The sequence below is a fragment of the Entomospira culicis genome (assembly GCF_028748145.1).
Classification (GTDB): Bacteria; Spirochaetota; Spirochaetia; order WRBN01; family WRBN01; genus Entomospira; species Entomospira culicis.
This window is the reverse complement of the sequence record NZ_CP118181.1, coordinates 1,100,706-1,120,351: the sequence shown is the minus strand read 5'-3', so window position 1 is coordinate 1,120,351 and position 19,646 is coordinate 1,100,706. Positions and strand designations below refer to the sequence as shown.

Sequence of the window (19,646 nt, the reverse complement as noted above, 5' to 3'; positions counted from 1 at the left end):
ATTCGCTCCTTTATCGCTTATCCTAAGAGAGACCTACGGACTTTTTGATATCCTCTGCGAGTTTTGGGTTGACATAGGAGGCCAAATTTTCGGCGATGATCGTGTTGGTAAAGTCGTAAGAGATTGCATCCTCTACGCTGGTAATGCGAAAACCTGCATCCACATTTTTGGATGGCTTAATGGTGATGCCACCCTTAGCAAGCGTACTCAGTTCACTCTTGAGCGCCTCACCAAAGGCATCGACATCGGCAGGGCTTAGACTGATTTCGTACTTGCCATCTTTGCCTAAATTACTGATGGCCGTGCTTGCCAATTGACTAACCTTCTCCTTGGTGAGCGATGTTGCCACCTCTTTAACAAGGATGTGGTTGAAGAGATCGGTAATTTTGGTGGAGAGGTTGAGGAGTAAGTCGCGCGAAGCAAGTTGTAGCGCCTCACGATTACGCGCCTCACTTAGAGCGGCCTCTTTTTTGGCGCTCTCCTCTAGCTCTTTGGCGCGATGCTCGGCCGTTTTAATGATCTCCTCCGCCTTTTTTTGGGCATCGGCGATAATGCGACTCTTTTCACTTTCACCAGCTTTTACGCCGTCGGCTTTGATCTTATTGATCAGCTCTTGTAGTTGTACTTCCATCGTTATTAGCACTCCTTAAATATAAAATCCTATTATCATCATTCTTCAAAATCCAAGGATCGGAGATCGTGATAGGCGCTGATGCGCGTACCTTTTGATCTATTTACTCTTTGAATTGCAGAAATTTGCGTTTATTGGTAACGTTTGTAACGTGTTGTTTGTCTTGACAAAGTGGTGAAGAGAACTTAGTTACCCACTGTAAATATCTAGTAATATACATAATTTTCCAAAAAAAAGCAAGACCCAAAGCAAAAATATTGTGGTTAGGCTCTGGGTCTTGGCCTTTTGTTACCTATAATATGATACTATAGAGTAATGCTTTTTTTAACCCTACTTGATGTACTTGAACATCAGTTGACTAAAGCGCGCGGGCTCTTTGAGGGGCGCACCCTCGGCGAGATAGGCGCCGTCAAGCAGGAGAATGGCGTAGTCGGCGATGAGCTCTTTGTCCTCGCTCTTAGCCACACTCTGCACGAGCGCGTGTTTGGGGTTAATCTCTAAGATCGGTTGTACCTCGGGCGCCTCCTGCCCCATCATCTGGAACATGCGACTCATTTGTAAACTCATATCGTCATCGCTAGAGACCACGGCAGAGGGTGCATCATCAAGACGCGCGCTCAAACGCACCTCTTTTACACGGTCGCCCAACGCCTCTTTGAGCTTCTCGGCAACGCCTTCTACGGCTTGTATGGCCTCTTCGTCTTTGGCATCGTCAAAGATACCGTCGTCGGCATCGGCCTTATTAATCGCCTTGAGTGCGATGCCTTGATAATCTTGCACCATTGGCATCACCATTTGATCCATCTCATCGCTTAATAGCAACACTTCAAAGCCACGTTTCTTGTACGCCTGTACTAGTGGATTATGACGCACCGCTTCGGCATTATCACCACATAGATAGTAGATGCTCTTCTGCTCGCTATTCATGCGCTCTTTGTATTGGGCAAGACTTGTCCACGCGCTTTCGTCGTTGGTGCTCTTAAAGCGTACGATCTCGAGGAGGTCGGCTTTGTTGACAAAGTCGGAGTAGAGACCTTCCTTCATGGGGCGGTTGTAGTGCTCGACAAATTGCTCGAATTTGGTGGGGTTGTCGCTGGCAAGCTTTTTAATCTCGGTGAGGATCTTCTTGACGCTTGCGCCCTTGATGTTGGTGAGAATGCGATTCTGCTGGAGGATCTCACGGCTCACATTGAGCGGAAGATCTTCGCTATCGATTACACCACGAATAAAGCGTAAGTAGATAGGTAGTAACTCTTTGTCATCATCGGTGATGAAGACACGCTTGACATAAAGCTTCACCCCAGGGCGATAATCGGCGCGATAGAGATCGTACGGAGCTTTGGCAGGAATATAGAATAAGGTGGTGTACTCCAACGAGCCTTCAGCCTGTGTGTGCATATGGAAAAGAGGCTCTTCGCTCTCGCCACTAAGGGTCTGGTAGAAGTCGTTGTACTCCTCTTGGCTCAGCTCGCTCTTGCTACGTTTCCAGATGGCTTTTGCGCTATTAGCTTGTTTTTCTACCATGGTAGCAGGTTTGGGCTCTTCGCCTTCGGGCGTATACTCTTGCTCTTCGTAGTGGAGGAAGATGGGGAAGGCGATAAAGTTGGAGTATTTCTCGATAAGAGAGGTAACCCGATATTGCTGGGCATACTCGACATGTTCATCATTGAGATGACAAATGATTGTCGTTCCGTGTGCATCACGCTGGGCATCTTCTACGGTGTAGCCACTCTGACCATCGCTTGTCCATTTGAAGGCCTTGTCGCTTCCGGCTTTTCGGCTGATAACCTCTACGTTGTGTGCCACCATAAAGACGCTATAAAAGCCCACACCAAATTGACCAATCAGGTTGGAATCTTTCTGCGCATCACCGGTGAGCTTCTCGGCAAAGAGCTTGGTACCAGAGTGGGCGATCTTGCCTAAATTTTCATTGAGATCGTTCTCATCCATACCGATACCGTTGTCGCTGATGATGAGGCTCTTCTCTTTTTCGTTAAGATAGATGTCGATGCGTCCTTCAAATTGTTCATGTTTAAACGCTTCATCAGTAAGGTTGAGAAACTTCATCTTATCGAGGGCATCGCCTGCATTGGAGATGAGCTCTCGCAAAAAGATCTCGTTGTGTGAATAAAGGGAGTGAATGATTAGCTTTAATAGCTTATCAACTTCGGCTTTAAACTCTTTTTTTGCCATGTTGTATCCTTCTTTCTTCTTTGGAATGTAGATATGTTTTGATTTCCTTTATAATATCTCAAAAAAGATCGATTTCGTCAAGGTTTTTTGCCGAAAATCTAGACTCTTACTTTTTTTCGTAAAATCGGCTATACTTAGTGTGGCATCAGAGATTTGTTAAGGGAGAGTTTATGCATCAGGATTCGCCAAAACAAGCGCGCTTAGCTCACTTACGCTTTTTAGTGAGCTCCGCTCCTTTAGATCCGGGGGTCTATCTTTGGCGTGGCGCGCAACACGAAGTGCTCTACGTGGGCAAAGCCAAACACTTAAAGAATCGTCTTAAAAGTTATTTCAACGACAAATCGATGAAGACCCAACACCTGCTTTCTAAGGCGCATAACGTTGAATTCACGGTTGTCTCCACCGAGTACGAAGCGCTTGTCTTGGAGAACAACCTTATTAAGCGCTATCAACCGCCTTATAATATCGCCCTACGTGACCAAAAAACCTACCCGATGATCCGCATTACCAACGAACCTTTTCCGCGTGTGATGCGTACGCGCACCATTGTGAAGGATGGTAGTCGCTATTATGGCCCTTATCCGGGTATCCAAAAGCTTGATACTTACCTAGAGATCATCAACAAAACTTTTGCGCTTCGCCCCTGTAAGCCTGTCCCACTCAAGATGCGCAAAACCCCCTGCCTCTACTACCACATGAAGCAATGTCTTGGTCCTTGCGTCGAGGGCTTAACGACCGAATCAGCCTATCAAGAGCAGATCGCCCGTGTGGAAGAGCTTCTCTCGGGCAAGATCGTCCAATTCTCTAAGTACCTGATGCAACAGATGGCACAGGCCTCAAACGCCATGGAGTACGAGCGTGCCGCCACCTTACGTGATGCGCTCAAAGCTGTGCAAGCGATGAGCCAGCAACAAGGGGTAGAAGATCGTAACGATGTGCGCCGTGATTATGTGGGTATGGCTGGTAATGATGGTCTTTATCACTTTGTCGTGTTACGCATGCGTGAGGGAAAAATGCTCGACAAGGCGACCTTCCGCCTCGAGGAGATCGGAGAGGATCATGAAGTGCTCGAGCAATTTTTAATTCAATTTTATGAGAGTGAAGAGAATCGCGAAACAGACATTGTCTACTTGGACAGTCCGCCCAATGCCCTCGATTTGAGCCGTTACTTCCAAGAGGAGAGCGCCATACGCCTCAAGGTGAGCGCCCCTATCGAGGAGCAAGATCTTCGTCTTATCCGCATGGCCTACGACAACGCCATGTTAGATCTCACCCGCGAAACCTCGCAGGAGAGTGCCTTAATCGATCTCAAACATGCGCTGGGGATGGACAAACTCCCCCGCGCCATTGAGGGGTTCGACGTTGCTCAATTAAGCGGACACTTTACCGTGGCAAGCCTCATCACCTTTCGCAACGGACTCCCTTATCGTACGGGTTATCGACGCTTTCGTATGAAGAGCATCAAAGAGGGTGAAATTAACGACTTTAAGAGCCTCTCCGAAGCCGTCGCACGCCGTTTTACCCGCCTCATTAACGAGGATCTCCCCTTGCCCGATCTCTTATTGGTCGACGGGGGAAAGGGACAAGTCTCGGCGGTGTTTGGCGTTTTAGAGGCGTTAGGCCTAGAAGAGAGAGTCGCATTGGTGGGCATCGCCAAGCGCGAGGAAGAACTCTTCAAGCCCAATCAATCCGATCCCATCATACTAGAAAAAGGCTCCCCTGCCTTGCGGGTGCTTCAAGCCATTCGCGACGAGACCCACCGCGTCGCCACGAGTTACAACCAAAAATTACGCCATAAGAGCCTCCACTTAGAGCGCCTGCAATCTATCGATGGCATTGGCCCCAAACGGGCGCAAGCACTCTTGGTGCAGTACGGTAGCCTTAGTGCAATCAGTAGACAGAGCATCGCTAACGTTGCACGTGTTGCCAAAATAAACCACGAAAAAGCCCGTCTTTTGATAGACGAATTAAAACGCATCGTGCAAAATGAGGAGAATCATTTGTGATATTATATCTAAATAATTTATCTATTTGTATCTTTATTATCAAGAAAAGAATTTTTATCTTACATCAGAGAGAAGGAGCAATCAATGCAAGATGATAACACTATTTCCCAAGCCGAGGTCGCACAGTTTGCTAGACTCAATGCCATTTTACAAGAGTTACGATCCGAGCACGGCTGTCCGTGGGATAAAGAGCAAACCCCCGAGAGCCTCAAGAAGAATTTAATTGAAGAGGTCTATGAGTTGATTGATGCTATCGATCGTCAAGATGAGGTGGGCGTGATTGAAGAGACTGGCGATGTTTATTTAGTCATCACGATGATCGCTTCGATTCTGCGCGAGAAGCAGGAGCATTTCTTGGTCGACGCACTTACCCAACTCAACGAGAAGTTGATCCGTCGCCATCCGCACGTCTTTGGCGATCAGGAAGCTTCTACGGCTAGTGAGGGATTAGCGCACTGGAAGCAGATGAAAGAGCGTGAGATTGCCGGCGGTAAACGTGCCGAAGTAGGTGGGCTCTTCGCTCGGGTTGGACGGGGTGCGCCCCCGCTGGAGAAGGCCTTTCAATTGCAGAAGGCCTCAGCCAAAGTCGGTTTTCATTGGGACTCCCCACAAGAGGTTTTGCTCAAACTGAAAGAAGAGCTTGCCGAATTGGAAGAGGCGATTGAAGAGCACCACCCCCAAGAACATATCAAGGAGGAGCTTGGCGATCTGCTCTTTGTCGCGGCGATCCTAGCAGGATCGTTAAAGATCGATGTGAGTGAGGCGCTTCATGAGGCGAATAATAAATTTTTGCGTCGATTTGGCGTCGTGCAAGAGATCTTAGAAGCAAAAGGATTGAACCCTTGCGCCGATCTTCGTCCAGAGATGGAAGAAGCTTGGCAGGTTGCCAAACAACGAGAACGTCAAGAGAAAGAGCTTAATAATGGCACGGTATCATCGTCAACGTAAGGACTGGTCAGGGCTGTAGCATGAAGATAAAAAAGCAATAAAAGGAGCTTAATGATGGCACTATTTAAACGTAAAGATGAGCGCTGGATTAGTGAACAGATGCGGATCATTTATCAAGAGTATGAAGAGTTAAAAGCGATGCTTCCCAACGCCCAAGAGCTTAGCGATGGGTTTCATGATCGTTACAAACTTGCCGAACGCAAGGGGTTAGATATTCAAGTTTTTTTAACTAATGAGCTTGCGCATGTGCAAGATCTTCATAAGCATTATCAAAAACAACAAGAAGAGGCAAGAGAAGCGCTCGTGCGTAAAGAGCGCGCGCACGCGACCTTAAATCAGGAGATTGCGCGTATGGCGCTAGCCTATCAACATTATCCTAAATGTTCTTTTGTGCCGTACCAAGAATTTCCCGAGCTGTCGCATTTATATGGAGCAATCCAACAATTTGAGGCACAACATTGGCATAGCCTCTGCATGCAATTGCGTAAAGATCACGCGCTTACGGGAAATTCGGGGTTGACGCCGTTAGAGCAAGAGATGCGGATGTTAGTCTCTCAACGCGATCAAAGTGAACCCCATGCGCTCTTAGCCTTCACGCAGAGCTATCGTCATCAATTATCCGATATCGAGCGAGCGGTCTTGGAGGCAACCAAGGAGGTGGGCTTCTTTCTTAATGGTCTCAAGTCACTCCTCGATGCGCTTCATTACGACAAAGAACTGCCCGCTTATCAAGCAATTGATACGATGATCCGCGACTTTCGTTTGAGTAGCATTAAACGCCAAGTCATTTAGAAGGAGAATTGCTCGGGATCTAGATCCAGTTGTTGAAGGATGCGCCATTTGTGTTGCGTGAGATGCTCGCTGAAGTGTAGCTGAAATTTCTTCATCTCATCGGCATAAAGGGTCGCCACTTCGGGATCGCTTTGCAGAGTAAAGGCGCGTCGCTCGCCAGTGCGGGCGTAGTGGGCGCGCTCTTTTTGGTCGAGATGTTGTTGCAATTGCTGGCTAAGCTGTTGGCTAAATTCTTGGTATTGAGGCGTATAGCTGGTGAGTAATTGACTTAGCGCATGAAGTGTCGGCTCGAGGGTGGGGTCTACGGCTTGTAAGGCATCGAGCGTGAGCGTAATGCGTGATTGTTGTTCGGGACGTTGGGGTAAAACGATATTGCTCAAGAGACTTTTGAGCAATCCAGCGAGATAGGTAGCTCGATCCTGTTGATCAATTGTGTGCCACTGTTTCACAAAGTGAGCTAAGCCTTCTTTATAGAGCAAGCCTGCCAGCTCCTGCCCTGCTTTGAGGCTAGATAATTGTGGGTCGATAGCGATTTGATTGGCGCGCTCCATGGCGCGCTCATAAGCACTTTTTATCATGAGGTATTCCTTTTCAATGGATAATATTATCAAGATTGATGACTATTCTGCAAAGAGCGAGGCAAAAATATCTAAAGGAAAGGGCGCAGGCTTGCCATCGACAATGCACGCCACCGTGGTAAGCGCATGGGTGATGGCTTGCTGGGGTTCATCTTTTTTGTAGATGGTCTGCTCAAAAAGCACGCGTACGGGCGTATGCTCTTTGATGCGGGTGTGAATCTCAAAGTTGTCGTTGACCTTGAGGCTACGGATAAATTTAATCTCAATCTTTGCCACCACGCTAACGATACCTCGTTGGGCAAGCGCGACCGTATCGATATTGTCTTCTAAGCTAAAGAGATGGCGCGCCTGCTCAAAATATTTGAGGTAGTTGGCGTTATTCACCACTTGGGCATAGTCGCACTCATAGGTGCGTACCTGCATCGGGGTGATATGGATACGGGTTGTTGGGTTTGACATAAATTAGCTCCTTTTTTGTATGATTTTTTTAAAATATTGAAATCATGTTATCTTTTTTATAAAAATTGAGGATAATCGGTGCGCATGCGTTGCATAATGAGTTCCGCTTGAGGGGTAAGCTGGTGGGTGATGCAGAAATCATACGCCAGTTGCAGGGCATTGAATGCCTCTTGTGGCCAGGGCTTGAGGGTGTTGGCAAGGATGATAAGCTCTTGTACGGCAGGGGCGAGTTGCCCTTGAGATTCGTAAATACGCGAGCGAGCAACGCGTGCTTCTTGATGATCTTCTGGTTGTTTGGTCTGGTTGAGAAGCTCTTGCCAGTGGGTAAGGGCGCGAGGGAGATCGTTCTGACGTTGATAGAAGCGGGCTAAAAGGCGTAGGCGTTGGGTGCGCTCGAGGGGTGGGGCAAGATCAAAATAGGCATCAGCAAGCCATTGATAGTTTTTGGCTTGGACGTTGGTCGGACTCTTCTCTACCCACGCGATGACAAAGATTGGCGTAGTCGTCTCGGTGAGGGGCAGGGTTGGTTGGTTGTTAGTGGTGGGTGGGAAGAGCATGCGTTGAAGCTCTTGGTAGGTGGAGAGAGAGGCGAGGCGTCTAGCGATGGCTAGGGTACGTGGATCGTTGGGGTATAAGGATAAATGCTCGATGTAGAGAGCTTTTGCTTTAGCCATTTGCTGGGAGAGTTCGTAGGCAAGGGCATGTTGATAGAGGAGATCGGCTTGGCGCGAGGCTGGGGCAAGTGGTCGGGTGGCGTTAAGCAGGAGCGCGAACTCTCTATATTTACCTTGATTGAAGAGATCTTGTGCGTAATGGTCGCTGATCTCTTGGGCAATTTTGGGTGCTTTGGTGGTGATATCGGCAAAAAATTGACTAGCACGCTCTTCAGAGATGGCTTGGAGCGCAAAGTAATATTGGAGAAAGATCTCTTTTTGCGGGGGAATTTCCAAAAGAAAGGGAATCTGTCGGGTTGGTTTGAGGCTCAATTGATAACTCTCTTCAAAGAGATCGAGGGCTTTAATGGTTTGGTTTTGGCTAAGGAGCGTCTGGGCGAGGAGAAATTTAACGTCGATCGCCTCTAAATGTTTACTATCGAGTTTGAGGAGGGCGCTAAGTTGAAAGTTGGCTTCGAGCATTTTTTCTGCTTGGGCGTAGTTGGTGGCACTGTGCATGAGCGCTAGAGCTTGTTGGCTGGGGTGAGCATCGAGGGCTTTGCCGGCGAGATGGAAAAATTCGGCGGCTTCTTGGTAATGGTGAAGATACCGCTGGTGCGTGGCTTGTAAGAGGAGATAGAGCGGATCTTTTTTCCAAATAGTTTGAGTTTGTGCGAGTAGTAGCTCCATTTTGGGAATATCGCCTTGGAGATAGGCGTGGTAGATAAAGAGAAAGAGGATGCGCTTCTGTTCGTCGGCGCGGTAGGCGAGATCTTGCAGAAGATCAAGCTCGGCTGGGGCGATCATTTTAAGAGATGGTTGGAGGATGCGTTGGGCATATTGCCAGCGAAATCGTTGCGGAGATTGTTCGGTTAAGAGGGTGTAGTCGGTCAACGCTGCGCGCGTATCGGCTTGACGCGTACGACTGAATGCGCGGATCTCATAGGCATAGAGTTGTGCTGATTTGGGTAAATCAGCAAAGGCGCGGTGGTTGATGAGGCGATTTGCGTCGGAGATACTTTTGGGGTAATTTGCTTGCTGAAAGCTCTCTTGCAGTTGGATGAAAAGATGGTAGATGGTATTGTTCGGGAGGTCGTTAAGGAGCGCATCTCGATAACGTACTTGATTGGCGCTGTGGTTCTGCGCGAGAGCTTGGAGATAGAGGGAAAAGTTGGCACGAATGCGTAAAGCTTCGCTACGATCTTGGGCTATTTCTTGAAGCATAATGGTTTGTTGTTGAGCGTCGTCGGCATAGAGGCTAGCCAAATTATAGCGAAAGGTGAGGCGATCTTCCCTTAGCGAGGCACTCTGCCCAAGGTTAAAGAGGGCATTTTTGTTGCCTTGCTGGGTGTAGAGGCTGGCAAGTTGGCGTTCAATGGCGACACGATGGGGGTGGAATGCAGGGAATTGTTCTCGCGCTTGCTCCAGCGCCGAGGGATTACGTTTTATCTTATCAAATTCTTTGGTAAAATGTTGTTGATTGGGGGATTGTTGCGCCAGCCATGCTGGGAGCGTCTCGGTGGTGAGGGTAGCTGGTAGGAGATTGCCTCTTTGAGCGTTGGTAAGGAGGGAACGTAGATTGCGATCTTGCTCTTGGCTGGCGATGGTGAGTTGGAGCAGTTGCGCCTGATGCTTGATGGTGGCGTGGCGTAAGAGCGGAGGAAGTAGAGGTTTTACTTGCTCGAAATCGCCTAACAGGTAGAAGGCTTGGGCGAGAATCCACTGTTCATCGGGAGAAAAGGTGCGGGTGAGTGGCGTTTTTTGAGAGATTCTGGGCAAAAAGGTGTCATACTGCTTGAGGATCTCACTTGGGTTGCTCTGAGCGTAAAGAGAACCCGACCATAATAAGATGATAATAGCGATGCATAGCGTGTGTAATGTACGCATTAGGCCTTTTGGTATGAGATATCGGACTCCTTTTCTTGCCATGTGATGCTCTGCTCCTGTTGTTGATAGTGTACAATGATTAGCCGTTTTTGGCAAGTCTCATTAATCTGAACGAAGGCTTTAAGCAAGGGATTTTGGATTTTTTGCTCAAAAATGCGTAAGAGGTAGCTGGGCTGTCCCTCACAGAGGGCAATAATTTGGTTGGGAAGGGCTGGATCATACTCGAGTTGGACTTGGGCGTGTTTGAGGATAAGATGTTGGAGGTGTTGCCACTGAAGGTCAAAGAGCTTGGTAATATCATCATGCGTGAGGGCTTCAAAGTGGAAGCGCTGGTCGACGATTTGCGAGAGATTTGCGCCTAGTTGGTCGGATAAGCGGGTATCGATGGTGAAGAGGGAGCTGGACTCTTCTTGGTGAAGGTGGAAAGAGGTGTGTGATTTTTGGCAGGTGAGGGAGCTGGCTAAGACGATGACGGTATTGAAGAGGGCGTAACTCTTCCCGATGGAGCTGGTGATGCGCGCTTGGGTGAGCATACCCTTAAGATAGGGAAAGAATTCGGGGTGCGCTTGCTCTATATTGTCGAGGTAGAGGGTCAGCTGGGGTTGATCTTTAAGCGATTGAATAATATTGATGTGGTTAGAGAGGCGGTGAAAGGAGTCATTGTGTTCGTTAAAGAGCTCCTTCACGTTATGGGCGGTGGTGCAGAGCGCCATATCGATATAGAGGAAGGCTTGCGCGTCGGCGTGGGAGAGGGCGGTGATCTTTTGCATGATGCTGTGGCGACCAACGTCTTGCGGGCCTAAGAGCAGAAGAGAGAGTAGGGGTTTGTCTTGTTGATACTGTTTACGAAAGGCTTGCGTGTAGAGATCGACGAGTTTGGGGATGATGGTTTGATGCCCAACGATCTGCTGTTTGAGACGATAAAGGATGAAATCACTGAATAGATTTTTACTGGCGTGAAAAAAGTGGGGATGGATCTTAAGCTTATCACTTAGGGTGATAAAGAGATCATTAATGGTGATGGTCATGGCCTCAAATTCCGTACTTTGAGCTTGCCATTGAATATATAAATGTTCATACTCTTGACGTAGTTGGTTGTAGTGAAAGAGCAGATCATCATTCTCTTGCGAGGGCACAGGCGACTGTGGTTTGTTTTTTAGGCTATCATAAAGGGAGTGGAGATTGCGCTCGGTGCTCTGAAGTTGGGTCTTAATACGAAACTGGATGAGGCTCTTGGTAGCACCTACTTCGTCCATAAGATCGAGTGCTTTGTCGGGCATAAAGCGGTTGGGGAGGTGGATTTTACTCAAGTTGATGATGTGGGGAAGAATAGAAAAGGGGTAGGTAACCTGATGATTTTTTTCATAGGATTGCTTGACTTGTTGGAGGATATGGAGCATCTGTTCGTCACTAGGCTCGGTAACGTTGATGCGCTGGAAGCGACGTTCGAGGGCGGCATCGGCTTGGAGATATTGTTGATACTCGGTGTGAGTGGTGGCGCCAATGCAACGCAGGGTGCCTCTTGCTAGAGCAGGTTTGAGGATATTGGCGATGTCTAGGGCGCTCTCGGAAGAGGAGCCTGCACCGGCGATGAGGTGAATTTCGTCGATGAAGAGGAGGATATCGGGGTTAGCCTCGACGGTGGAGATGATATTGTTGATACGCTCTTCAAAGTCGCCCCGATAGCGCGTGCCTGCGAGCAGGGAGGGGACTTGGAGTTCAAAGATTTGGGTATTATGCAGGAAGTCGGGGGTCTCCTCTTGGTTGATTTGGTGGGCGAGAGCCTCCACAAGAGCGGTTTTTCCCACGCCAGCTGGGCCAATGAGCAACGGATTATTTTTCGTGGTGCGTTTGAGGATCTGAATCATTTGAAGAAGCTCTTGCTCGCGTTCGGCGATGGGGTGGAAATGCTTGGTTTTAATGCGATCGTTGAGGTTGATACAGACGGCAAAGAAGTCTGCATCGCTTTTGGGGAGCGTGGTGTTGGCAAAGATAGGCGCTTTTGGGCTTTTTTGCGGACTTAATTGGTGTAAAGCAATACGAAATTCATCGCAAGTGATCCCAAATTTGGAGACGCATTGGTGCAGGGAACTCTGCTTATCGGAGAGGATGGCAAGAAAGAGGTGCTCTTCGTTGATGGTGGGGCTCTGGAAATATTGCGCCTCGTTGGTAGCTTGTTGGATCATCTGGTGAACCTCTTTGGAGAAGGTGGGTTCTTGCACGATGGGAATATGCGAAAATATTGGAGAAGGACGATCGATGAGCTCTTCAAAGAGGGTGAGGATGGATGGCAATTTGATGCGGTGTTGCGCAAAAATTTTATGGATGATGGGAGGATTCTTTTTGAGGATAGCCAGAGCTAGATGCTCGGATTGAATTTCTTCGGCATGAAAGTGCTTGGCCTCTTGTTTGGCGAGGAATAACAGGGTCTCTTTGGCACTGGGGGTAAGCTTTTTTGGGGTCTGCATAGATATAGCCTATAAATCCTTTTTCGATAATACATAGAATATGATATGTATCATTGTAATCATTAAACGATATTTAGAATAGAGATATAGCTATTTTTTTTGAGATATTATCAAAATAGATGTTTCTTTGTGCGATTTGGATAATTTTCTAAGGGATCTTGTCAAAAGTTGCTTTTTCGCGTATAATCGGTAGGTATACGATAATTTCTATTTTTTTAAGGAGATTGGCTATGGATATCTGGAAACCAGAAGACGTAAGCAGGCTAAAAGCAAACGGCGCATTGATTATTGATGTGCGTGAACCAGAGGAGCGTATGGGTGGGCGCGCGATTGAAGATACGAAGAACATCCCATTGGGAGAACTGCCTTCTCGCATGGAGGAGTTACCTAAGGATCAGATGATTTATGTCTACTGCGAGAGTGGGATGCGTAGCCAGAACGCTTGTCTCTTTTTAGAGAGCAAGGGCTACAAGACGAGCAACTTAGCAGGTGGATATCGCGGATATCACGCGCACAAAGGCTAAGCGTTAGGCAGGAAGCACCTGCCTTAAGATAAGATTTCAGAGAAGTAGACTCTCCCATCGTGTAAGGCTTTGATGGTGAGGGTCTTATTTTTGAGAGTTGCGTAGGTGGGTGGTAATTGCGATCGCGGATAGCTAAGCGAGCCTGGGTTGAGATGAATTTCTTTGTTGTCGCGGTAGAGCCTTGCTACGTGGGTGTGTCCTTCTACAAAAATTTGCCAAAGATTACGACTTTTGGATTGGGGCGCAAAGCTTTGGGCGCTACCCCAATGCCCGTGGGTGAGGGTAATGCTATAGCTATCAATCACTTCCGTGATGCTCTTTTGTGCGGTGGGAAAGGTGAAGAGGTCGAGTTGCTTAAGGGTGTCGTTGTTGCCTCGCACGCTCAATTTTTGGGCGGGATGGTCGTTGAGGAGGTTGGCTAAATGCAGGGCCTCTTGAGGCGATAACGGATGATAGTCTTGAAAAAAATCACCACAATGAATGAGCCATTGGGCGTTTGCTACGTCGGGTTGTTGGAGAAAAAGTTCCAAATTTGCTACTTCTCCATGAAGATCGGAAAAAAATATGATGCTCATGCGCATACCCTCTCTTTACTTTATTGCTTTTTTCGATTATGATTGTAGTTGTAGTGCTTCTCTTGCCCCTAACATCGGAGGATTGAGCGATCTTCTTAATGTCAATATGATGGGTTAAGCGGAGGTTTTCTACGATAATTCATGAGAAAAGGGATGATGTTAATATGGGCAGTGATAACAATGAGCGTTTTGAAGGCATCGTACGTGATGTAACAGATGAAGATCGCCAAAAAATTATTTCTCGCGTGGAAGAGATGGACTTGCCTGATTTACGTGATAATGAATTGATTGACGATCTACCTTCTTCTCGCGATAAAGAGAGTGTAAGAATTGTTACCGATAATAGTGTGTTAGAGAGTCATGCATTTAAGGCATTGATGCGTAAGGGCATGGCTAACTTTACGTTCTTAGAAAAGATAGTCTTTCAGTTACAGATCATCTTTCTACGTAAAAATCAAGCGGAACTCTTTCGCACATATTACCTTAAGGAGCTTGAACAAGAGGTTTTAGCCTCAGGCAACTTCGCAAATTTTGAGACGAAAACCCTAACGGCGCGTTTTGCCAATGAGTTATTCGAGTTATATAAGGCTGTCTCCACCGTGAAAGCACCGTTGGATCTCTTATGGCAGAACAAAAAGTCTCTGCATACCGTCATTACCGATCTGCTTGCGCAGGGAAGTACAACGATCAAGCGTAATTTGGAGGATTTTGTTCCTGTTGATCAGCTTTTGGCAATCTTTATCGAGAACAATAATAGTGATGAGGCGGTACGTCGTCATATTCTCAAGAGCGTCAAGAGTTACACAGACTCGTTGTCTAATATCCGCATGAAAGAGATTCGTAGCGATCTTCTACCGCTCTTTTACCTACATAAGCTGGCGAGTTATCCGTTTTTAGAGGTCTTTAAGCTCTTTGGGGTTTCGCCTACGCAACTGTTAGATTCGGATCAAGGCACGCCCAATTTTAAGAATAATGTACCGATAAGCATTCTCTTGGATTACCTCATGAAGCTGGATGTTACTTTAACGTGGGCAGCGCATTTAACGGTTTCTGATGGGGTGATACGTTATTTTTATCGCGAATTTTATATACAAGAAGCGCAAAAAAGTATTGACAGCTCTCCTAGTTCTGATGATATTACTTTACAAGTCAATGAGGCTTCACGTGAATTTGAAGCTATTTTGGCGCGCATTAATCGTAGCCATTCTCGCTTACCTATTGCTAAGATGATCCAGATTTTCACCCAAAATCCGATCTACACGGTGGGTCAGCTCTCGCCTAAGCTTGATGTACGTCAATTTTATAGCGATACCTTTAAGAGCATTGCTATCAGTGAGTTGGATAAAGTTTTAGTGCAGATGCGCATTGCCTACTTTAAGCAGATGCTTACACACTTTTTTGCCAAAACTGGTTATCTTACCACGGAATTTTATATTAATAACTTTAATAATCAGTGGCAGGCGTTGGGGCTTCCAGAGTTTCGCCATACGCAAAGTTTTCAGGTGGTCTACAACTTCCTTCGTCAATGGATGCCTGCCAAAATGCACAATATCTTAGCCATCATGATTGCTAATATTTTGACGAAAACACCTAGCTTGCAACAACAGATGGAAGAGTTTAAGATCTCTTTAGATTTGGCGGAAGATAAGTTGAAGAAATTTGATAAGTCTTTAAGCTTTGAGCAAGAGGCTGGTAAGCTGTTGTTAGGATTTAAAGACTCGATGAATAGCAATAGCCTTAAGCGCGCCAAGGAGATAACCAACTTTATGGTTAATCAAGATGCTGAGGTGCTCTCCTTTATTGAAGGATCCTTGCATTTGTTGGAGAGTTTGGCGAACTTTCTCAAAAACAAAATTATCGACGGTCCTAGTGATTCGTTAAAACCAATTATTGCCAGTGTCTATGGTGGTATTAGTCGTAGTCAATCGTTACAAGAGGTGTTGCGCTCGCGTAGTGAGGATCTCTTCCTCTTTGTGAGTATTATCCGCGAGGTGATTCGTTATGAAAAAGATGGCATCTCGATTGATGGATTGGTCTCACGCACGGAGAGTGAAGGCAAATAAACTCCTAAGAGATAAAGTGAAAAGCCTAGAGAATGTTTCTAGGCTTTTTTAGGTTTTACCACGATTCATTAACGTTTTTCTTAATCTTATTCTTCGCTATCCGTTTGGCTTGCTTCAGAATTGGAGGCTAACCCTTGTTGTAAGAAGGGCATAACCAGCGGACTGTCGATAGGGTGATCGCGCTCAAGGGCGAGGTAGGCGATAAGAATGGGATAACGTGAGAGCAGTTCGCCCATGGCTTCTAGCTTCTCGAGTTCTAGTTTGAATTCGCCTAGAGAGCGCTCTTGTTCTAGGAGGAGCTGATGATGAAGGAGTTCGACTTCTGCTTGCTGTTGGCGACTCTCTTGGTTTTGTGAGCGTAGGGTGTCGGTGGCAAGTTGATAGATATCGAGGTTGGGCATTTGCAGTTTTTGAATGGAGATATGGCTAAATTCCAGATGAGGAAATTCCTCCCGTAGTAGCGTTAGGAGGCGATTTTGGCTACTGTATTGAAGTGTCTCTAGGGAGGCAGTGGCAAATTTTTCGGTAAAGAGCGATTGAATCTTTTGTAGTTCTTCTTGATAAAAGCTATTTAGATCGTTGCTGATAATCGCGCCACTTTGGAGTAAGGGAATAATATGCTCTGGCTTTACGCGCATCGAGAGTTCGCCTTTTAGGTGAAAAGCGAAAGGGTTGACTGTCTTGAGTGCGTCGATCTTGAGAATCTCGGCAAGGAGGGCAGACTGCGGAAGTTCGCTCTGGATCTCTATCGGGAAGGTTTGAAAGTGATGGGAGAAGGTAAGCACTTGGTAGTTGTGAGGCAATAACTTACGGGCATCCCAACGATGACGGTTCTCTTCACTGATGAGTTCGTAGCCGGAGGTTTTGGTGTGAATAACGCCGATTTGGTCAGCATTAACCGATAAATTAGGAATTCCTAGCCAGTAGAGCGTGCCTACGACCAGCAATAACACAAGAAATAGCGATAATACTTTCTTCATATATTGATGATATACCTTTTTCATGATATTATCAAGAGGAAAGTGGCAACAAGATAGGATGAATGCAAGGAGGCTTTATGCAGAGACGCTTTGAGGTGGTGGCAAATTATCAGCCAGCAGGCGATCAGCCACAGGCGATAGCTTCGGTGGTACAGGCGATAGAAGCAGGCGATCGCTATCATACGTTGCAGGGCGTTACGGGCTCAGGCAAGACGTATACCATGGCAAAGATTGTCGAGCAAGTACAGCGTCCTACCTTGGTGATTAGTCATAATAAGACGTTGGCTGCGCAGTTGTATCGCGAGTTTAAGGAATTTTTTCCGAACAATGCGGTAGAGTATTTTGTCAGTTACTATGATTACTATCAACCTGAAGCCTATGTGGTGGCGCGTGATCTCTATATTGAGAAGGACTCCTCGATTAATGATGAGATTGAGCGCATGCGCTTGAGCGCGGCAGCGAGTCTGCTGGAGCGCGAAGATGTGCTGGTGGTGGCGACGGTGAGCTGTATTTATGGTGCGGGTAATCCGGAGAACTTTAAGGCAATGCGTATCATTTTGGAAGTGGGGCAGACGTTGAGTGTGGAGTCGGTGATTAGGTCATTGATTCAGGCGCAGTATCAGCGTAATGATGATGCGCCTAAGGCGGGAGAATTTCGTCGACGTGGGGATGTCTTGGAGATCTTCTTGGCGTATGCCGAACCTACTCCGCGCTTTGATGAGGACGAGCGGGCGAATCGTGGTTGGGATAGCATGTTTCGCATTGAGTGGGAGTGGGATAAGATTGTGGCGATTTATAAGTGCCATACCATGACGGGTGCGGTGATCGAGTCGCGTAGTGAATGTGTGATTTATCCTGCGAAGAATTTCGTGGTAGAGCCTCCGCAAATGAGCGAGGCCATTGCCCGTATTGAGGCTGATTTAGCCAAGCAGATTGCGCATTTTGAGAGCCTTGGCAAGAGCGTGGAGGCGTTGCGTATTGGTCAGCGCACGCGTTATGATTTAGAGATGTTGCGCGAGATGGGAAGTTGTTCGGGTATCGAGAATTATAGTCGTTATATTGATGGCCGAGAGCCTGGCATGCGCCCTTCTACGCTGATTGATTACTTCCCTGAGAATTTTATCACCTTTATGGACGAGAGCCACGTTACGCGTTCGCAAGTAGGCGCGATGTACGAGGGCGATAAGAGTCGTAAGTTGAACTTGGTCAACTTCGGCTTTAGGCTCCCCGGTGCGATGGATAACCGTCCGCTCAAGATAGAGGAATTTGAGACCCTTATTCCGCAGATGGTCTATGTCTCGGCTACACCTGGGAGCATCGAGCTGGAGCGTTCGTCGAGTGTGTCGCGCTTGGTGATTCGTCCAACAGGCTTGCTCGATCCGATGGTCGAGGTGCGCCCTACGCATGGACAAATTGAAGATCTCTATGCTGAAATTCGCCGACGTATCGCGCAAGATGAACGTGCTATCGTCTTAACCCTCACCAAGAAGATGGCTGAAGATATGACGAGCTACTTTAGTGAGTTGGGTCTCAAGGTGAGCTACTTGCACAGCGAGATCGAGACGATCGAACGGGTGGAGATCTTACATAATTTACGCTTGGGTAAGATCGATGTGGTGATTGGCGTGAATCTCTTGCGTGAGGGGATTGACTTACCGGAGGTGAGCTTTATCGCCATTATGGACGCGGATAAGATTGGATTTTTGCGATCTGCGACCTCGCTTACGCAAATTATTGGGCGCGCGGCGCGTCATGAGAGTGGCATGGCGGTGATGTATGCCGATAAAATGAGTAGTGCAATGCAAGAAGCTATTGCCGAGAATCGTGCCCGTCGCGCGTTGCAGGAGGAGTATAACACCAAGCATGGCATTACTCCGCACTCGGTGAAGAAGTCTCTCACGGAGATTTTGTCTCGAGAACAGGAGCATTTAGCCTCGGCGGTAGAGATGGATCTCTCGGCAGTGCGCGCGCAGACCAATTTTTTAGAAGAGAAGTCGCGTAAAAAGTATCTTAAAGAGCTAGAAAAGCGGATGCTTGAGTATGCCAAAAATTGGGAGTACGAAGAAGCTGCACTGGTTCGCGATGAGATAGATCGGATTAAACGAGGGGAGTATGATGGATAAAAAGAGTCGATGGTTGTGGTTACTGTTTTTGGGTATGCTGATGAACGGGCTTGTCGCCCAAGAGTCGCTGAGTGAAGAGGAGAGTCTCCCTTTTGATGTTGAGGGGCAGGCAAGTGATACGCGAGAAGAGGACGGAGTCTCTTTTACAATGGAGAGCGAAGAGCCAAGTGATACAACCGAAAATCCCACCGCAAGAAGGCGCGAGCGGATGATTATTCCCAAGTTCAAACCAACCACGCAGGTGAATGTCGTAGGTGGAAATTTGCCAAAACTTCCTTTAAGTGCCGCGTACAAAGTGAGCTATGTAGGGCAGATTATCGATGCTGTGGGAGAAAAGCGAGCATTTACCCTCGAATTTCAGCAAGATCAAGAGGAATTTAACCGCTGGCTGGTAATGATTTCGATTGAAGGTGTCGATAAGAACAACGTGGACGTTGCCGTTCAATCACCAGAAATGCGCCAGATGGAGAGCGAGCATCATCAGCTTTGGCTAGATTTCAATAATGATGGCCAGCTAGCTCGGCTCATGGATATGTCTGGCATGGTGATAGACGAAGAGGATGCATTAGTATATGTGCGCTACACGATAGGGGAGGATGAAGCGCAATTCAATTTAAATTTTGGAAAATTTATAACAAGAGGCAATTTTATAACTCAGTTCAAGGGGCAGGCGTCGGTGATATTGGTTTCTGACGGCTACAGTGCCGTGAAGAGAGTTAGTTAATTATTTATAAATACTTTGGAGTAAAAAAATGAGGAATCATCA

At 47.1% G+C, this 19,646-nt stretch carries 15 protein-coding genes; 7 read left to right on the top strand and 8 right to left on the bottom strand.

The window, feature by feature from the left end:
* Positions 1-22 precede the first annotated feature (22 nt).
* Together PVA46_RS05255 and htpG are read right to left on the bottom strand one after the other, a co-directional pair.
* Complete coding sequence (locus PVA46_RS05255) at positions 23-631, bottom strand: hypothetical protein (protein WP_167695708.1); 609 nt, start codon at positions 629-631, stop codon at positions 23-25.
* Positions 632-961: 330 nt separating this feature from the next.
* Positions 962-2,824: a molecular chaperone HtpG gene (gene htpG, locus PVA46_RS05250; RefSeq protein WP_167695707.1), complete on the bottom strand. Its 1,863-nt coding sequence runs from the start codon at positions 2,822-2,824 to the stop codon at positions 962-964.
* A 170-nt stretch (positions 2,825-2,994) separates the two neighbouring features.
* On the opposite strand from htpG, the gene uvrC reads away from it, so the two are divergent.
* The 3 genes from uvrC (at position 2,995) to PVA46_RS05235 (ending at position 6,570) form a co-directional block, all read left to right on the top strand.
* Complete coding sequence (gene uvrC / locus PVA46_RS05245) at positions 2,995-4,830, top strand: excinuclease ABC subunit UvrC (RefSeq protein ID WP_167695706.1); 1,836 nt, start codon at positions 2,995-2,997, stop codon at positions 4,828-4,830.
* An 84-nt stretch (positions 4,831-4,914) separates the two neighbouring features.
* Positions 4,915-5,778 (top strand): nucleoside triphosphate pyrophosphohydrolase, encoded by an 864-nt coding sequence (gene mazG / locus PVA46_RS05240; RefSeq protein WP_167695705.1) that lies wholly within the window; start codon positions 4,915-4,917, stop codon positions 5,776-5,778.
* Positions 5,779-5,832: 54 nt separating this feature from the next.
* Positions 5,833-6,570, top strand: coding sequence for a hypothetical protein (locus tag PVA46_RS05235; RefSeq protein WP_274360272.1), 738 nt, complete (start codon positions 5,833-5,835; stop codon positions 6,568-6,570).
* Here the strand turns inward: PVA46_RS05235 and PVA46_RS05230 are convergent.
* Genes PVA46_RS05230 through PVA46_RS05215 form a run of 4 tightly spaced genes read right to left on the bottom strand, consistent with a single transcriptional unit; the run spans position 6,567 to position 12,615 of the window.
* The gene (locus PVA46_RS05230; RefSeq protein ID WP_167695703.1) at positions 6,567-7,148 is read right to left on the bottom strand and encodes a DUF6657 family protein; all 582 of its coding nucleotides are present in this window, start codon (positions 7,146-7,148) and stop codon (positions 6,567-6,569) included. The two genes, PVA46_RS05235 and PVA46_RS05230, sit on opposite strands and share 4 nt — an antisense overlap.
* Before the next feature lie 42 nt (positions 7,149-7,190).
* Positions 7,191-7,607, bottom strand: coding sequence for an acyl-CoA thioesterase (locus tag PVA46_RS05225; protein WP_167695702.1), 417 nt, complete (start codon positions 7,605-7,607; stop codon positions 7,191-7,193).
* Positions 7,608-7,663: 56 nt separating this feature from the next.
* Positions 7,664-10,147, bottom strand: coding sequence for a hypothetical protein (locus PVA46_RS05220; RefSeq protein WP_167695701.1), 2,484 nt, complete (start codon positions 10,145-10,147; stop codon positions 7,664-7,666).
* Entirely contained in the window at positions 10,147-12,615 is a 2,469-nt protein-coding gene (locus PVA46_RS05215; RefSeq protein WP_167695700.1) for an AAA family ATPase, read from the bottom strand. Before PVA46_RS05215 ends, PVA46_RS05220 begins: the two co-directional genes overlap by 1 nt.
* A 230-nt stretch (positions 12,616-12,845) precedes the next feature.
* Between PVA46_RS05215 and PVA46_RS05210 the strand changes: the two genes are divergently transcribed.
* The gene (locus PVA46_RS05210; RefSeq protein WP_167695699.1) at positions 12,846-13,139 is read left to right on the top strand and encodes a rhodanese-like domain-containing protein; all 294 of its coding nucleotides are present in this window, start codon (positions 12,846-12,848) and stop codon (positions 13,137-13,139) included.
* Positions 13,140-13,162: 23 nt separating this feature from the next.
* Here PVA46_RS05210 and PVA46_RS05205 read toward each other — a convergent pair whose 3' ends face one another.
* The gene (locus tag PVA46_RS05205; protein WP_167695698.1) at positions 13,163-13,714 is read right to left on the bottom strand and encodes a YfcE family phosphodiesterase; all 552 of its coding nucleotides are present in this window, start codon (positions 13,712-13,714) and stop codon (positions 13,163-13,165) included.
* 164 nt (positions 13,715-13,878) lie between these two features.
* On the opposite strand from PVA46_RS05205, the gene PVA46_RS05200 reads away from it, so the two are divergent.
* The gene (locus PVA46_RS05200; RefSeq protein ID WP_167695697.1) at positions 13,879-15,777 is read left to right on the top strand and encodes a hypothetical protein; all 1,899 of its coding nucleotides are present in this window, start codon (positions 13,879-13,881) and stop codon (positions 15,775-15,777) included.
* 86 nt (positions 15,778-15,863) lie between these two features.
* On the opposite strand, the gene PVA46_RS05195 is transcribed toward PVA46_RS05200, so the two are convergent.
* Positions 15,864-16,757, bottom strand: a complete 894-nt coding sequence (locus tag PVA46_RS05195) for a hypothetical protein (protein WP_167695696.1) — start codon at positions 16,755-16,757, stop codon at positions 15,864-15,866.
* A gap of 77 nt (positions 16,758-16,834) precedes the next feature.
* Between PVA46_RS05195 and uvrB the strand changes: the two genes are divergently transcribed.
* Positions 16,835-18,880 carry an excinuclease ABC subunit UvrB gene (gene uvrB / locus PVA46_RS05190; protein WP_167695695.1) on the top strand — a complete coding sequence of 682 codons (2,046 nt, stop codon included), beginning with the start codon at positions 16,835-16,837 and terminating at the stop codon, positions 18,878-18,880.
* Positions 18,873-19,604, top strand: coding sequence for a flagellar basal body FlgE domain-containing protein (locus tag PVA46_RS05185; RefSeq protein ID WP_274360271.1), 732 nt, complete (start codon positions 18,873-18,875; stop codon positions 19,602-19,604). Before uvrB ends, PVA46_RS05185 begins: the two co-directional genes overlap by 8 nt.
* The last annotated feature ends 42 nt before the right edge of the window (positions 19,605-19,646 follow it).

Coding starts and splice junctions, on each gene's coding strand:
- htpG (WP_167695707.1), bottom strand. CDS start 2,824: ATGGCAAAAAAAGAGTTTAAAGCCGAAGTTGATAAGCTATTAAAGCTA.
- PVA46_RS05225 (WP_167695702.1), bottom strand. CDS start 7,607: ATGTCAAACCCAACAACCCGTATCCATATCACCCCGATGCAGGTACGC.
- PVA46_RS05230 (WP_167695703.1), bottom strand. CDS start 7,148: ATGATAAAAAGTGCTTATGAGCGCGCCATGGAGCGCGCCAATCAAATC.
- PVA46_RS05195 (WP_167695696.1), bottom strand. CDS start 16,757: ATGAAGAAAGTATTATCGCTATTTCTTGTGTTATTGCTGGTCGTAGGC.
- PVA46_RS05210 (WP_167695699.1), top strand. CDS start 12,846: ATGGATATCTGGAAACCAGAAGACGTAAGCAGGCTAAAAGCAAACGGC.
- PVA46_RS05255 (WP_167695708.1), bottom strand. CDS start 631: ATGGAAGTACAACTACAAGAGCTGATCAATAAGATCAAAGCCGACGGC.
- PVA46_RS05205 (WP_167695698.1), bottom strand. CDS start 13,714: ATGAGCATCATATTTTTTTCCGATCTTCATGGAGAAGTAGCAAATTTG.
- mazG (WP_167695705.1), top strand. CDS start 4,915: ATGCAAGATGATAACACTATTTCCCAAGCCGAGGTCGCACAGTTTGCT.
- uvrC (WP_167695706.1), top strand. CDS start 2,995: ATGCATCAGGATTCGCCAAAACAAGCGCGCTTAGCTCACTTACGCTTT.
- PVA46_RS05220 (WP_167695701.1), bottom strand. CDS start 10,147: ATGCGTACATTACACACGCTATGCATCGCTATTATCATCTTATTATGG.
- PVA46_RS05215 (WP_167695700.1), bottom strand. CDS start 12,615: ATGCAGACCCCAAAAAAGCTTACCCCCAGTGCCAAAGAGACCCTGTTA.
- PVA46_RS05200 (WP_167695697.1), top strand. CDS start 13,879: ATGGGCAGTGATAACAATGAGCGTTTTGAAGGCATCGTACGTGATGTA.
- PVA46_RS05235 (WP_274360272.1), top strand. CDS start 5,833: ATGGCACTATTTAAACGTAAAGATGAGCGCTGGATTAGTGAACAGATG.
- uvrB (WP_167695695.1), top strand. CDS start 16,835: ATGCAGAGACGCTTTGAGGTGGTGGCAAATTATCAGCCAGCAGGCGAT.
- PVA46_RS05185 (WP_274360271.1), top strand. CDS start 18,873: ATGGATAAAAAGAGTCGATGGTTGTGGTTACTGTTTTTGGGTATGCTG.